General features: G+C 37.3%; 12 protein-coding genes and 1 tRNA gene. 5 read left to right on the forward strand and 8 right to left on the reverse strand.

The window, feature by feature from the left end; all coding sequences use genetic code 11:
• Positions 1-590 precede the first annotated feature (590 nt).
• Both METEV_RS09215 and METEV_RS09220 read right to left on the reverse strand, forming a co-directional pair.
• Positions 591-2,402, reverse strand: a complete 1,812-nt coding sequence (locus METEV_RS09215) for an ATP-binding protein (RefSeq protein WP_013195239.1) — start codon at positions 2,400-2,402, stop codon at positions 591-593.
• Positions 2,395-3,648: a DNA double-strand break repair nuclease NurA gene (locus METEV_RS09220; protein ID WP_013195240.1), complete on the reverse strand. Its 1,254-nt coding sequence runs from the start codon at positions 3,646-3,648 to the stop codon at positions 2,395-2,397. Before METEV_RS09220 ends, METEV_RS09215 begins: the two co-directional genes overlap by 8 nt.
• 292 nt (positions 3,649-3,940) lie before the next feature.
• Between METEV_RS09220 and METEV_RS09225 the strand changes: the two genes are divergently transcribed.
• Together METEV_RS09225 and METEV_RS09230 are read left to right on the forward strand one after the other, a co-directional pair.
• A complete protein-coding gene (locus METEV_RS09225; protein ID WP_013195241.1) occupies positions 3,941-5,851 on the forward strand; it encodes a sodium:solute symporter family protein in 1,911 nt (636 codons plus the stop codon).
• 110 nt (positions 5,852-5,961) lie between these two features.
• On the forward strand, positions 5,962-6,870 hold the full coding sequence (locus METEV_RS09230; RefSeq protein ID WP_013195242.1) for a DUF5803 family protein: 909 nt from the start codon (positions 5,962-5,964) through the stop codon (positions 6,868-6,870).
• Between the two features lie 46 nt (positions 6,871-6,916).
• Here METEV_RS09230 and METEV_RS09235 read toward each other — a convergent pair whose 3' ends face one another.
• From METEV_RS09235 to METEV_RS09250, 4 genes are all read right to left on the reverse strand, one after another.
• Positions 6,917-8,002 (reverse strand): RNA-guided endonuclease InsQ/TnpB family protein, encoded by a 1,086-nt coding sequence (locus METEV_RS09235; protein ID WP_049891294.1) that lies wholly within the window; start codon positions 8,000-8,002, stop codon positions 6,917-6,919.
• Positions 8,003-8,191: 189 nt separating this feature from the next.
• Entirely contained in the window at positions 8,192-8,935 is a 744-nt protein-coding gene (locus tag METEV_RS09240) for an MBL fold metallo-hydrolase (RefSeq protein WP_013195244.1), read from the reverse strand.
• Between the two features lie 15 nt (positions 8,936-8,950).
• On the reverse strand, positions 8,951-10,219 hold the full coding sequence (locus tag METEV_RS09245) for an ATP-binding protein (RefSeq protein ID WP_013195245.1): 1,269 nt from the start codon (positions 10,217-10,219) through the stop codon (positions 8,951-8,953).
• 221 nt (positions 10,220-10,440) lie between these two features.
• Positions 10,441-10,947 (reverse strand): DUF5817 domain-containing protein, encoded by a 507-nt coding sequence (locus METEV_RS09250; RefSeq protein ID WP_013195246.1) that lies wholly within the window; start codon positions 10,945-10,947, stop codon positions 10,441-10,443.
• 93 nt (positions 10,948-11,040) lie between these two features.
• On the opposite strand from METEV_RS09250, the gene rimI reads away from it, so the two are divergent.
• On the forward strand, positions 11,041-11,463 hold the full coding sequence (gene rimI / locus METEV_RS09255; RefSeq protein ID WP_013195247.1) for a ribosomal protein S18-alanine N-acetyltransferase: 423 nt from the start codon (positions 11,041-11,043) through the stop codon (positions 11,461-11,463).
• 6 nt (positions 11,464-11,469) lie between these two features.
• On the opposite strand, the gene METEV_RS09260 is transcribed toward rimI, so the two are convergent.
• Complete coding sequence (locus METEV_RS09260) at positions 11,470-12,135, reverse strand: undecaprenyl diphosphate synthase family protein (protein ID WP_013195248.1); 666 nt, start codon at positions 12,133-12,135, stop codon at positions 11,470-11,472.
• A gap of 19 nt (positions 12,136-12,154) precedes the next feature.
• On the reverse strand, positions 12,155-13,336 hold the full coding sequence (locus METEV_RS09265; protein ID WP_013195249.1) for a redox-regulated ATPase YchF: 1,182 nt from the start codon (positions 13,334-13,336) through the stop codon (positions 12,155-12,157).
• Positions 13,337-13,442: 106 nt separating this feature from the next.
• Between METEV_RS09265 and METEV_RS09270 the strand changes: the two genes are divergently transcribed.
• A tRNA-Arg gene (locus METEV_RS09270) sits at positions 13,443-13,514 on the forward strand.
• A 100-nt stretch (positions 13,515-13,614) separates the two neighbouring features.
• Entirely contained in the window at positions 13,615-14,034 is a 420-nt protein-coding gene (locus METEV_RS09275) for a redox-regulated ATPase YchF (protein ID WP_013195250.1), read from the forward strand.
• The last annotated feature ends 124 nt before the right edge of the window (positions 14,035-14,158 follow it).

A 14,158-nucleotide genomic window follows, 5' to 3' on the forward strand; every position in this document is an offset into this window, starting at 1 on the left:
GTGGTTATATATACGTTTCGGATGCTGACTGCTCTCTCACGAGTAAACTCGTGAGGTTCTCTTGAACCTTGAGAGCCTCAACCTTTGGCGAGGTCGAGCATTTGCTGGTTCATCGGCGGTACTTGCGAACCGATGCCAAGACCGTTCGTAGAGGTACCATCTCCACAGCCGTTCATTCCCGCGAGCCCCACGGTATACCCTGATGGCTTATACGTTTTTAAACTATATAAATTATCCTAATGATAGCGATTTTAATGTTTATAATAAAACATATCAAAGATCAACGGGGTTGTTTCATCCAACGGTTAGAACAGGCTGTCCGACAATTAATATTAAAGTGGATATCTTATACAAAATGACCTACCAAGTAACATAAATTATCAGTCCTGATTGTTTCTCTTATATCAAGTGACAGCATCCGTGACTGGTTTTTAGATTATTGGATAAATGCTATTAATACATAAATTAATTTTTAACCTATATTTATTTCAATAAGAAATAAAAATAGATTGACAGTATCGAATTGTCGGACAAGCTCTATAAACCGTTGGCTTTCACGTACCCCTGTTGCCCCATCCTCGTAAATTTATTTAGTGCTTAACCACGCATTTTGGTAACCCTATAATCTCTACTATATCACTGTTATCCGGACTGTATACTATCATCTGACCTTTTTTAAGATAGGGTATTCGTTTTTCATATTCTTTGGGCACGTTTAAAGCGTTGATAGCATTGTCATTTGTCAGGTTGAGTATTATTCTGGTGTTTATCTGTTTGAATACTGTATCATCTATATCCTGTGGATCCTGGGTTATAAGGAACAATCCAAGTCCTTCCTTTCTACCCTGACGTGCAGCATCCGCAAATTTTGAAATGATTCGCCTTGAGTGTTCACCTGATGCCTTTGCAAGATAGCGATGTGCTTCATCCAGTCCAAGAACTATTGGAGTTTTCCTTACCGACTCATTCCCAGAGGTGCTTAATTTATTATCCACAATTGTAGTCATAAGGGTTAGTACAATCAGGTCGCGTATAAGTGGTGAATTGATGTATTCTGTAGGAAACACACTGACCTGTCCGGGTTTGAAAACCTCATCAAGGATATCAGTTATAGGTCGAGCATCCTGATCAAATACTTTTTCAAAAGCCCGGTTTTTAACTCTTCTTACAATCCCATCGTATGAGGATTCATGGATTTTACCGCTATCTACATAAGCCGATCTTGTTGCCTCGTCTTCAATATAATCAAGGAATCCGCGGTAGGTATGTTCACCACTCTTTTTGAAATAGTCCTCAAGAAGAATATCAAGAGCAAGATACTGGAGTTCAGTAAGACCTGCCGCTGCGATAAGCCATGAATTGTTTTTCACAAGCTCAAAGGGGATGGTAAATTCTACCTGCTGGGCTCTGGATTTGCCATTGTAAGAGTATCCATCCACTTTTGCAACAAAAGTTTTTGTATTGGACCATGAACCAAATTCAACATTTTCAGAATTGAAACTGTATTCATCCTGTGTATTTATTTCCGGATTTTCCTCGTACACCTGGGAATATTCATCCTGTGGGTCCATTATTACAACACAGGGGTTTTTCCACCTGTTCTCATCACTTCGAAGAACATATCGATTACCATCACTCAGGAATTGGCGAAGAATGTTTTTTGTCATAAAAGTCTTACCTGTTCCTGTACTTCCACAGACAAGCATATGCCTAAAAACAAGTGGGTCTCCCATGGAATAATCATTTCTAAGGTAATAAGGTACATTAGGTGGTTCAGCTCTGGTTTTTACAAGTTCCCCTCCTACACTAAGATGTCCCAAGAATATACCCTCTTTCGGAATATTTAACCCGGTCTGGATTTTGATTTTATCATCGACAGGAAGAATTGAAGTGTTGGGTTTGGGAATCCTGTCACTCATACGGCGGGTTAGCTGACCATCTCCACCAGATTCATTGTACAATATACATATTGGATCAAGAAATGCCAGAAATTTGTAATCCTCTTCATCTGTAGTGTTGGATTTTAACATTCTTCGGGAATGAATCTCTGTTGCATCATCAACTTCAAATTCTTGGATATAGCGCAACTTCCATATTCTTGCAAAAAGGTCTTCATCCCCATAGGGCACAAGAACATAAGTTCCAAGACGCACATCCTGCCTTCTGGTTGTTGTTATATACCCTGTAAGAGTTGCATCAGATTCAGTTATTTCCACTGGCTCTATACCAGTTGTTACAATACCATAAGCGTGGTCTGTGTCATTGGTATCTACATCTGGTACTTTATATTCCTCAAAATCAAAATCATCGGATTGTTGCGTTTCTTTGTTATCAGTCTCATTTCCTTCTTCAGAATCAAATTGTTCTGATGAGAAAGAAAGGATATCCCTGTCTTCAGACATCGGTTTCACTCCAGCGTATATCGTTATATGAGGTGTCAATTCCAGTATTGAACTGTTGTTTTATATATTCACGTTCGGACTTGCGTATTTTTGCTATTGAATCAGCCTTGGATAATGCTTTGGGTATCCCGTTTATAGAAATGTCATATAGGACTTTTCGTTTTACCATGTCTCTTATATTTTCATTTTTGGTAAGTCCATACGGTGATTCAATTTTGAAGATGACATCCATCCATGGCACATATACCATAAAAAAGGTCAATGAATAATCATCTGCAGGATATTTATGTTCAAGTGTATCTTCTACCAAAGGAGATGTTGTGTTAAGCATTCGCTCGTAGAATTTGTTGGGTTGAATGAACCAGTTGGTATAGGTAATATATTTATTTTCATCTGCATCATCATTTTTTAATGAGAGAAGATTTTTGAAAAACTGGGCATCCATCGTCCAGGGAATACCCCTCATACCGTTTTGTTTCATCGCCTGCATAACCTGAATGTCCTCTGGATTTTTAACAAATCCCATCAGAGGTTTCTGTTTTTTTATATGCTCATCCATTATGTCAATATAATTTTGAAGTATGGTCTTTGTATGCGGATCATATTGAATCTGGATATCTTCGGATTCCACTACCAACCAGTACATAAGTCGTTTTGGATACACTGGACCATCCATTATTAATACACCATTATCATCCAGCCCATCAAGCATCCAGTTTATATGTTCAGATTCCGCCAGATAGAGTGCTATATCATGTACCATACGACCAATTCTTTTGTTCAAAAGCCCCGGCTGGATACGTATGATTTTTTTACGCCCTGAACCATCATCAAATTCCTTCCACCCCTGAGTAGTTTTTATGGTTACAGTTTCACTGGGATTATAGGTAGCTGCTACAATTGTACGTTTCATATGTAAATCCAGATTAGTAGGTGTAGATGCCAGTGCACAATGACAGAAATCTACAAAAAATCCGCTATCAAATGGAATTGGATTAGTACTGCCGCTGTCACATGCATAGGTTATATCAAAAGGGTCACTGGATTGAGCTATGTACTCTACATTGACTTTACCACGGTACAGTTTTTCCATTGATTTGAGTACTATATTGCCTTTATATTTTAATTCCTGAAGATAACTAAAAATATCGGTTGTTATTTCGGATTCATCTTTATCTTCTAAAGACACATCAATATTAGATGCAAGCTGGGATATCTCTTTTATATGAACTGGTTCTAAGGTCATGGTTTATAATTAGGATTAATGGATTTAATATATAAATAACTGTAACTTTTCTTTTTATAATTCTTTCTATTGATAGTAATCAGTATTATTTGTTTTCAATACCATTCATATATCCAGAGGATAATTACCTCACCAGTTTATTATCCAGCACGATTAAAAATTTCAATTAAAAAATGTAAATTATATTTTTAAAACTGCTTATATAAGAAAATCTATATCTACGGATTTAAAGGTCATATCTCAAAATTTAAATATATTTACAATATGCACAAAAAATATCGAGGTATTCATTATGGAAAGCTATCAAATATTTTTAATTATGCTTGCTGTTTATCTGGCAGCACTTGTATCGATTGGATGGTATTTTACAAAAAGACAAAAATCCATAACGGATTTCTGGCTTGCGGGCAGAAACATAGGATCAATAGGAGTAGGATTTTCTGCTGCTGCATCATGGCTTACAGCCGGAGCTTTACTTTCTGTTATAGGACTTTATCTGTTAAATGGTATGGGTTCGATATGGGGATTTGTTGTACCCAATATTCTTGCTCTTTTAATAATTGCAATCCTTGTCAGCAGAATCAAACATCTTCCCGCCATCACCCAACCGGAACTGCTTGAACAACGATACAGCAGTGCTATACGTGCCCCTGTGGCTACTATTATTACAATTGTAATGATTCTTTTTGCAGTTGCTGACATCAAAGGGTTTGCCCTTGTTCTGGAAGTTTTCTTTGGTTTGAGCCCTATTTATGCAGCTGCCATTGTCGCAATTGCTGTATCAATATATGTCACCCTCGGAGGGCTTTCTGCTGTTGTATGGACAGATGTCCTTCAATTTACATTTCTATCACTATTTGTTATATCCATGGCTATTGTCACCGTCGGAGCTGCCAGTTCAGGTGCATTTGAAGCATCTTCTGCAATGACAGTATCAGACGTCTTTGGCAATGTTAATTCATCCTGGTGGAATCCTTTCTCTGTGGGTATACCATTTGCACTTATATTCTTGATTGCAATAATTCCCGGATGGATTACCGAACAGGATCCATGGCAGAGAGTCTGGGCTGCAAAAGATAGGAAATCAGCAAGGTTTGGAATGACTCTTGGAGCTTTCCTTATTACTGTTGTATTTGCTGCCTGTGCTGTTATCGCACTGGGACTGAATTCACTCTATCCAGGCATTGCTGAAGCCGGGTTTCCTGCAGGAATGGCAAGAGCAGAAACCGCACTTTTGCAATTTATAAACAGTTCGTTTTCAACATTTGTAGTTGGACTCAGTGCAATAGGGCTTGCAGCCGCTGCCATGTCATGTACCGATACCTTTGCAACCTCTGGGGCTTCCTGTGTATCCCGCGATATTTACCAGAGATTTATAAAACCCGATGCAACAATGAAACAGATGCGTGTTATTAACAGAATAAGTGTACTGTTTATTGTTGCATCTGCAACAATAATATCGTTTTATATTACAAGTATCCTTGATGCTATACATATTGCAACATATATCGCAAGTGCATCCTATTTCTTCCCGTTAATGGGAGGAATTTACTGGAAAAGAGCAACCAAAGAAGGTGCTATTGCAGGTCTCATTGTGGGAGCTATCGCCCAGATTACACTCACTGTGATAGACCTTGCAAACACTGGTTCTATGGCTCAGCCGTATCTTCAAACCATACATCCGATTCTTAGAAGCCATGGTGTAATCGTTGGTATGCTTCTTAGTGCCGTTGCGTTCTTTGGAGTTTCGTTTGCAACCCAAAAATCCAGCAACATAAATCTTGCACCATTTTTCAAAGAATCCGCAAAAGAGCTTTCAACCTACTATTCAAAAGAAATAGATGAATCAGACCCTGGATACAATAAATTCCTTAACAGAATCGAAGAAAAAGTTGTTGGAGAAAGGGGACACCTTCATCTGAACATAGAAACTTCAGCAACCATAAACTGGGGTAAATTCGTCAATCAGTTGAAATCCTCCTACCCTGCATGGGTCACGTCCACTGGTTATGATTCAGTATATCGCCTGACTCATGCTGATATGCTACAGTGTATATCCATAACCAGAGGAAACACCGAAAATGAAATCTGGTTTGCATCTGAACCTGAAGTTGAATACATTGACACCCAGAGAAAAGAACTTTATGTTGCCTACAATGAAGTTGCTGATGCACTTCACAGAATGGGAATAACTGCCAAATAATTAAAACTGCCACCATTTAAGGGTGGCTTTTATATTTACCCTTTTTACTTTTTACCTGATTAGCGTTAATTTGATTAAAGAATGTACCTATTAAGGGTTTGAGTATAAAAATGAATTACAAAACAGCACTACTTCTGGTTTCGGTACTGATTCCAACCCTATTTGCATCGGGATGTATAGACCAGATAGTACCGATGAATGAAACAAATGATGAACCTGACACTTCAAAATATGAACTGGAAGTGTTTTTGGATAAAACTGAGAATGATACATTTGTAAACACCACCACATTTTACCTTTCAACAAACCAGAGTGTAGAAGCTGTTCACATGGTCAAAAATTCAAAGGAACTGGATATTGTTCCGATAGAAGAACTGGGCGGAGTGGACAAAAATATCATCTCAGATGTTGTGGTTATAGCCGAAAATGCCAATAATACACATGCTACTATAAAAAATTTTGAAAGGCTTTCTGACAGAAAAGACCCTTTAAACATAAACCACACGGTTACCGATAATGTTGTAGGCGGACAAAAACATATCTACATCAGATTCAATGAGTCTATAACAGGGTTTGTAGCATACACAATGGATATACCCAGCAAACAGGATTTTACATATAACCCTACCTCACCATCTATCATCCGGTTTGTGATACCCGAAGGATATTCAACCGGTAATCCAGTAATAGGAAGACCAAGACCATCTCCTGATGACAAATATTATGATGATAAAGGCAGACTCAACCTTATATGGTACAATTTTGAAGGCGACCCAGCTTCAATATTTGACCGTGTAAGGAATTTTGCAGGTTCTGATGATTCAGAAGAACCGCAGTTTTCACAGGATTCTATAAATGTAAAATTCTATCCAGAAAATGCCCCATTAATGCTTTCAGTAGGATCAATGGGACTTAGTCTGGGAGCTCTGGCTGTTGTACTATATTACCGCAATGAAAGAAAGAAGCTTAAAAAAGAGCATGAATGGCTAAATGAATTAGAAAATGAAAAGAAGCGTTGATTGTCAGCTACTAACTACTGAAGTGGTTAGCTTGTCCTTCCATCTCTTAACTAATAGAAGCTAAGCGGAGGACATTAGGAAGGCTGACGGCTCCCCTGTGTGCAATGTTCTTCGAAGCATTGTAGTCGGCGTTGTCTTTATGACCGCATTTCTTACACTTGAAGTTAGACTGTTTCTGACGGTTATTTTTATCGATGTACCCGCACTCAGAACACTGCTGAGAGGTATACATCGGGTTGATTATCACAACAGGTATTCCTTCAAGTTTTGATTTGTATAATATGAAATCGGTCAATTCAGAGAACGCCCATTTACCCAATCTGTCTCTCTGCGCTTTAGTAACCGTAGCCTCCGGACGAAAACCGTTGAGGTTTTCCAGTGCAATAGCCCGGGAAGTGTCTTTAGCGCGTTTGACCAGCTGTTTAGCAACCCGGTGGTTCAGATCGCGTTTGAACCGGCGTTCCTTTTTGGATAATTTCTTGAGGTGCTTCTTGGCTGACCAAGTGCCTTTAGATTGTAATCTTGATTTCAGACTGGTATATCGTTCTCGTATCTCATCGGCTTTAGTACCTTTGTAAACTTCGTTATCAGAAGTGGTTGCTATATTAACAACACCAAGGTCTACTCCCATGACATCATCATTATATTCAACCTCGTTTTCACCTACTTCCATCACAAGCATCAAGTAAAAATTACCGTCTTCATAAATCAGATCTGTTTGACCTCTGATTCTGTTTTTATCCAGAGGTCGAAAATCACTGTAAGAAATACTAATCTTCTCACGACCGTCCAGAGTAAGTATGGACACAGTATCGTTTTCTTTGAACGACAGAACTCTCTGGTCGTAGACCACTGCACCTCTTCTATTGAATTTGTGCATGGTTTTTCTGTCGTTGCTGTAGCTTTCAGCTACTTTACCGATTGCCCTGACAGTCAATTGGGCAGACAGACTGAATTCCTGCCTGATGTCATAATAAGTCAATTTCTGAATCCCGGTTTTACCAAATTTCTTGTTGTGCCATGCAGTCTCAGAAACATAGTTGCAGGCCTCGTTGAACTTTTGCATGGTTGTCAATAGTTTAGCGCGTTGTTCTCTATCAGGATTCAGTTTTACTTTTAACGTCAGGTACATGCTATCTACAAATATGTCATGCATATATAAACTAATTATGAATCAGAGATGTTACTGCTGGTCATTAATGGTTTATTTAAGTTTAGACGCATTTATCACTATTTAAACCAAGTTTAAAGATATCTTTTAATCTCGGATTTAAAGAGAACAGTTAAAACTGTTGGCTTCCTGCTTCATTTCTCGTGATCTTTAAATATCAAATTTCATTCCATCATATCCGAGCGGATAATTTTTACTTTCTTCATCATGCGGTTTGAAAAAGTGGCTCATATGAACAAACACTACTTTTTTTGCTTTTATTTTTTCTGAAAAATCAAGCGCTTGTATGGCATTCATATGTTTTTTGATGGAGGTTATACTGGGAGGTACTATTGCATCCACTACCAAAAGATCGGGTTTGTGGATTAAATCCATACTCTTTTGAGGAACATCTTTGTTGGTATCACCTGTAATAACAACTTTTTTTTCACCTTCACAGACCATAACCCCTACCGCTTTTTTAATCGGAAGATGATTTACTTCAAAAAGTACAAAGGTTAATCCTATCAATTCAAAGGGTTCATAGAGCTGGACATCATGTCTTCTGGGTTTTAAAAAATGGAAATAGTCCATGATATAGTCAAGAGTCTCTGGTACACCGTACACATCCACTTTTTTCTGAACCCTGTAAAATTCAGGGAAACCTGCAAAATGGTCATAATGCCCATGTGTCCAGATTACACCATCAACTCCGCTTACATCATTGGCTATTAACTGCCATTTCATATCTGGACTGGTGTCAATCAGAATCTTTCCTGCATCAGATTCAACCAGTATGGAAAAGCGTGTCCTTTTGTTTTTATCGTTTGAATATGCATCTGTACAGGTTGGACAGTGACAGCCTATTACAGGTACTCCTGTCGTATCACCGGTTCCAAGAAGTGTGATTTTCATTGGTATCCTGTGGTTTTATGCGTATTCATCGGATTTAACTATTTCACGTTGGTTGAAGTTTTCCACCGCCTTTTTCAAATCATCCTGTGTAAGCGCTTTTCTGTCCTCCATCAGGGCACTTAATACTCCTTCACGAATTACCATTCGAAGGTCTGAACCAGCATATCCTTCAGTTATTTGTGCTATTTCTTCGGTATCCAAATCACCATCAATATCACTGGTTACTCTATCAAGAATCATTTTTCTCATTTCCATATCAGGTAATGGGAAATTCATAACTTCATCAAAGCGCCTCCATGCAGCGGTATCCAGCATATTTGGATGATTGGTTGCTGCTATCAATAATACTCCATCATTTGTAAGGCTTACCTCATCAATAGCCTTGAGAAGGGTGTTCACTGCTCTTTTGAGTGCAGCACTTTCGTCAGAGGTTCGCTTTTTTGCAACAAAATCGAATTCATCAATAAAAAGCACACAGGGGTTTAATCGTTTGGCAAGTGTAAATACACGGTCGATATTTTTGGCTGTTTCTCCAAGATACTGGTCTGTAACCATTGAAAGTCTGACTTCTACAAACGGCAGTGATAAACGGTGTGATACGGCTCTGGCTACCGAAGTTTTCCCTGTACCGGGTGCACCTATCAGAAGAAGTTTACCTATATCATACATTCCTATGGTTTTAAGATGTTCACGATACTGGATAGCCTTCACTATCTTTTCAACTTCATCTTCCTGTTCATCTGTCAGAACAATATCTTCAAAAGTCTGCATTATATCTTCAGGGGCTTCAATATGGGCAAGTTTTAGCATATCCTCGCCCCCTTCTTCCTGCTCAATTTCAGTTATTAGAGAATCCACCCATTCCCTGTCTACTTCTTTTGGTGCACTTTTTGACCGGGTACTTTCATAACTGACACCCTCGGTCTCTTTCTTTTCAAAATAGAAAGACAACGCGGGATTATTCCCAATCCTGTCCATTGCACCATCCTGCTTTTTGAACCAATCTGCACCCATATCAAAAGCAGTAAGTTTCACTGTGAATTGCAGTTCATCAATATCCACAAATGGTAGAGACTTTATAGCACTTTTTATATCTTCTATTTCATAGATGTTTTTAATATCAGACACTGAAACATTGATTGGTTTTGGAACTGTCTTTTTTTCACGATCCCAGTAATTTTTACGTATTTGTTTAGGTAGGTCGTTTACATCCATTTCAGAATACTTGTTATAAACCTCAGCAGTCAATAGCAATTCTACTATATCTAAAGTTTCACCGGACATGTTTTTACCTGATTTATAAATTTAAAATGTAATATATTTGATGTATTGTTTATAATGAATTAAGAATATCCAGAACCTATGAATAGGTATTTGTGTTAAATATATATTGCGATACTAAGTATTCATAATTCAGTTGTATCTTTGAAAGAAACCTATATTGGATAATTTGTTTATAAATTTTATGAATGCAGATTAATCAAAAATAAAAAGCATTAATATATTCAGGGTACAAGCTTTAAAATATCAGTCATTGATGGTGAATATAGTTCACCGGTTTTAAACATAGAATCTATTATTTTTTCAAATTTGTCAGAATCCACTCCTTTTTCAAAAGCCCAGCTTTTTAGTCTGCCCATTTCCATTTCACCGTTGTTTGATTCCAGCAAATTAATGATTATTTTTCTCTCATCTTTTTTAAAACTGGTGTGTTTTGATTTATCTTTGTCAGAATGGGATACAGGTTTGTATTCACTGAATTCAGTTGCGTCTATAAACCCCATATGTTTTGATATATCCTGAATTTGTTCCTGACCTTGTATCTGGGATTGGACTTTTGTACGGGCAGATACCGCATCATCAAGGTTATCACATTGATAGAAAAATCGAAGTTTATCTACATTTAAAGTTGAACCGCAGTTCTGGCATTTTGTAGTTTTTTTATTGTCGTTTTCAATAATCTGTGCATGTTGCCTGCATTTTGTACAGACTATTACTGCATATCGAAACATATTTTTGACCTTGAAATACATTAATTCAATAATAGATTTATCATACAATTAGACTTTAAATATCAATCCCTACTAAATCATCCGGAAAAGACAATGATAAGAAAAGCCAAAAAATCTGATATATCAGCTGTTTTAGAGATAGAAGAATTATCATTCCAGATACCCTGGCCTGACTATCTTTTCAGAACTATTCTTGGCAATCCCGGTTTTGTCGTTTATGAGAAAAATAATATCATTGTGGGTTATGTAGTAATCGATATTGTCAAAAATTATGCACACATAGCAAATATTGCAGTCCATCCCAAATACCACAGGATGAAAATCGGTTCCTACCTTATTAACTGGTGTAAACTGTTTGGCAAAAAAAGAGGGGCAGATGCTTTAATTCTTGAAGTCAGAGAGAAAAATATCAACGCTCAGAGATTCTACCATGAAAACGGATTTTATATAAAGGGCATTGTACCAGAATATTACATTGATGACAACGCGATTGTCATGGAAAAGACAATTTCCTGAACTTGTTCATTTCCCAAATTTCCGCTGGCGTTTCTGGAAATCTCTGATTGCTCTAATCATATCGATTTTTCTCACCTTGTCCCAGTTTACATCGGTAAAGTATAGTTCTGAATACACAGACTGCCAAATCAAAAAATCAGAAAGGTTTTTTCCTCCAGCACGTATGATCATATCAGGTTCGTGTTTTACAAGTAAACGGGATTCGATTTCATTTTCATCGATATCTTCCGGGTCAATTTTTTGTGAACTGACATCAGACAACACCGAACGCACCGCATTTGTGATTTCACTTTTTCCACCAAATCCAAGAAATAGATATACATGCATTGATGAGCCTTTGTGCTCCTTCTTTAAATACCCATTATTATCATAAATTTCAAATCCGACATCTTTAGGAAGCCTATGTGATCTGGTTTCCAGCATTTCCACAGGGTAAGAAATTCCGTTTATAGACAGATTTTTACCGCCAGTGGATAAATTAACATATATACTGATTATATTTATACCAAGTTTTCTATACCACAAAATTACAGAAAACAATTTTGATAATCCGTCCTTGCCAGATATATCTGTATCTGAAAGAACTATTGTTACATGTTCGGGTACCTTATCAGGTGATTTTTTGATTTTTCTCAACAGTATTTTTTCATATAATAATGCTATCAAATTCATGTTTTTGAGTCTGATATTTTTATTTGGCAGAGGATACTATCTTTACAACATCACCGTTGTCAAGTTCGTGTTTTTCACCCATACGCATCCTTGTTCTACCGTCAACAGCGTAAAGGAAATGGTCACCAATATCAGAATGTACCTGATAGGCAAGGTCATGAGGTGTAGAACCTCGTTTCATAAGATAGGCATCAGGTAAAATTCTTCCTTTTTTATCAGTCCATTTATTTTCATCCTCAACAGGATACACAATAACCATATCGAGTAAATCAAAAACCGCCCTGTTTATACATTCCTGTACCCCTGTACCTCCCCTGCTTTTAAGAAAATCTCTCAAATCTTCAATACCTTTTTTCTGTTCCTTTGTCATATTTTCAGAAATTATAGTAAAATCATCACTGCCGGGCAAGTATTTTATGGCATTGTTTTTGGATGCGGATTTGAGTGCAAATTCTGCTGCCGCACTTGTAGAAACAACCATTATATCAAGGTTGAGTAGTTTTTCTATATTTTCTTCAGAAGCCACATCGATTTTATTGGCAGCAACAATTACCGGTTTACTTATGGAACGGATATTATCACAGAGTGTTACCAGATTATCATCAGTCCATTTTACATGGTTTCTTGATAGTTCTGATGTCACCAGTGCTTCATGAACCTGATGATCCGATACCCCTGCACCTCCAAGCTGGTTGGCTAAGGCTTCTTCAAGTTTAAGGTTTTCTGCTTTGATTTTTCTGGACAAACTGTCCCAGTTACGTTTCAGTATTCCATACATCCACATGGTTATTTCACGGTTTAAAAATTCTATATCATCCATGGGATCATGGCCACCTTTATCAACAGGATTTCCCTCTATATCGGTACTTCCTGAAGCATCGATGACATGTATAATTGCTTTTGCCTGCCTCAACTCATCAAGGAATGCGTTTCCAAGTCCTCGACCTTTCCATGCATCAGGTACCAGTCCTGCAACATCAATCACTTCAACTGGTACAAAACGAATACCTTCGACACAATTACCGCATCGCTGGTTTAACTTCATACATGGGCACTCGGTTCTTACATAAGTAACTCCGTGATTGGCACTGATTGTTGTAAAAGGATAATTGGCTATATCTACATCCGCCATTGTGGCGGATTTAAAGAATGTGGATTTACCAGAATTCGGTTTTCCTGCTAGACCTATGGTTATTGACATGGTTTTTTCTAATCCTCCGTAGGACTTAACTTTTATTCAAGACGTGATAATCAATAATATTTATATTATAAAAGGACATTAGGGAATTGCTAACTATATCCAACGCGTCCCGATGGGGTAGCGGACATCCTTGAGGCCTGCGGAGCCTTAGACCCGAGTTCAAATCTCGGTCGGGACGTTACATATATTCTACTTTTTTTAAAAAGAAATACTTATCTGTATTGATACCAATTTTTGTTATAGGCAATTATTAGTCAGGGGTTATTTGGAGTGTGTATATGATGGAAGAAATTGATACCATAGTTAACAAAATTAACGCCAATACATTAGAATCATCTGATTTATTATCATTTTCAAAAAACTTGGAAGATAAAATAAATCAAGGAGAAATACAGGCATCAAAGGATGATGCACAATGGTTCCAGATTTATGGATTCATATTAAAAAAACTTGAAATCTTTGAAGAGGGAAATCCCTACGATATGAGAGGCAGTGACTGGAGAAACTACATAGACAGTTTTGATAAATTAAGGTCGTTGACAGCTGATATGGAAGAGAAAAACCTGATAGAAAACCCAGTATGGCATGTCCAAGATGTATCATTTTATGATATTAAAAACCCCGAATTGTATAGAGAGTATGTTTATTTCCGAACCAGAAACCACATTGAAAAGTTAAAATCCCTTAACCCCCTATAATATTTTTTATGCAATCGGTTTTGTGTGGTTTTTGATAAACCATACAAATGTTTATATAGATTGAAGAATATACGATTATATGTAAAAATAACCAATTATTAAAATACAGTTTAATTCAAATCAA

Origin of the sequence: Methanohalobium evestigatum Z-7303 (assembly GCF_000196655.1) — an archaeon.
In the GTDB taxonomy this organism is placed as follows: Archaea; Halobacteriota; Methanosarcinia; order Methanosarcinales; family Methanosarcinaceae; genus Methanohalobium; species Methanohalobium evestigatum.

Coding starts and splice junctions, on each gene's coding strand:
- METEV_RS09215 (WP_013195239.1), bottom strand. CDS start 2,402: ATGTCTGAAGACAGGGATATCCTTTCTTTCTCATCAGAACAATTTGAT.
- METEV_RS09220 (WP_013195240.1), bottom strand. CDS start 3,648: ATGACCTTAGAACCAGTTCATATAAAAGAGATATCCCAGCTTGCATCT.
- METEV_RS09225 (WP_013195241.1), top strand. CDS start 3,941: ATGGAAAGCTATCAAATATTTTTAATTATGCTTGCTGTTTATCTGGCA.
- METEV_RS09230 (WP_013195242.1), top strand. CDS start 5,962: ATGAATTACAAAACAGCACTACTTCTGGTTTCGGTACTGATTCCAACC.
- METEV_RS09235 (WP_049891294.1), bottom strand. CDS start 8,002: ATGTACCTGACGTTAAAAGTAAAACTGAATCCTGATAGAGAACAACGC.
- METEV_RS09240 (WP_013195244.1), bottom strand. CDS start 8,935: ATGAAAATCACACTTCTTGGAACCGGTGATACGACAGGAGTACCTGTA.
- METEV_RS09245 (WP_013195245.1), bottom strand. CDS start 10,219: ATGTCCGGTGAAACTTTAGATATAGTAGAATTGCTATTGACTGCTGAG.
- METEV_RS09250 (WP_013195246.1), bottom strand. CDS start 10,947: ATGTTTCGATATGCAGTAATAGTCTGTACAAAATGCAGGCAACATGCA.
- rimI (WP_013195247.1), top strand. CDS start 11,041: ATGATAAGAAAAGCCAAAAAATCTGATATATCAGCTGTTTTAGAGATA.
- METEV_RS09260 (WP_013195248.1), bottom strand. CDS start 12,135: ATGAATTTGATAGCATTATTATATGAAAAAATACTGTTGAGAAAAATC.
- METEV_RS09265 (WP_013195249.1), bottom strand. CDS start 13,336: ATGTCAATAACCATAGGTCTAGCAGGAAAACCGAATTCTGGTAAATCC.
- METEV_RS09275 (WP_013195250.1), top strand. CDS start 13,615: ATGATGGAAGAAATTGATACCATAGTTAACAAAATTAACGCCAATACA.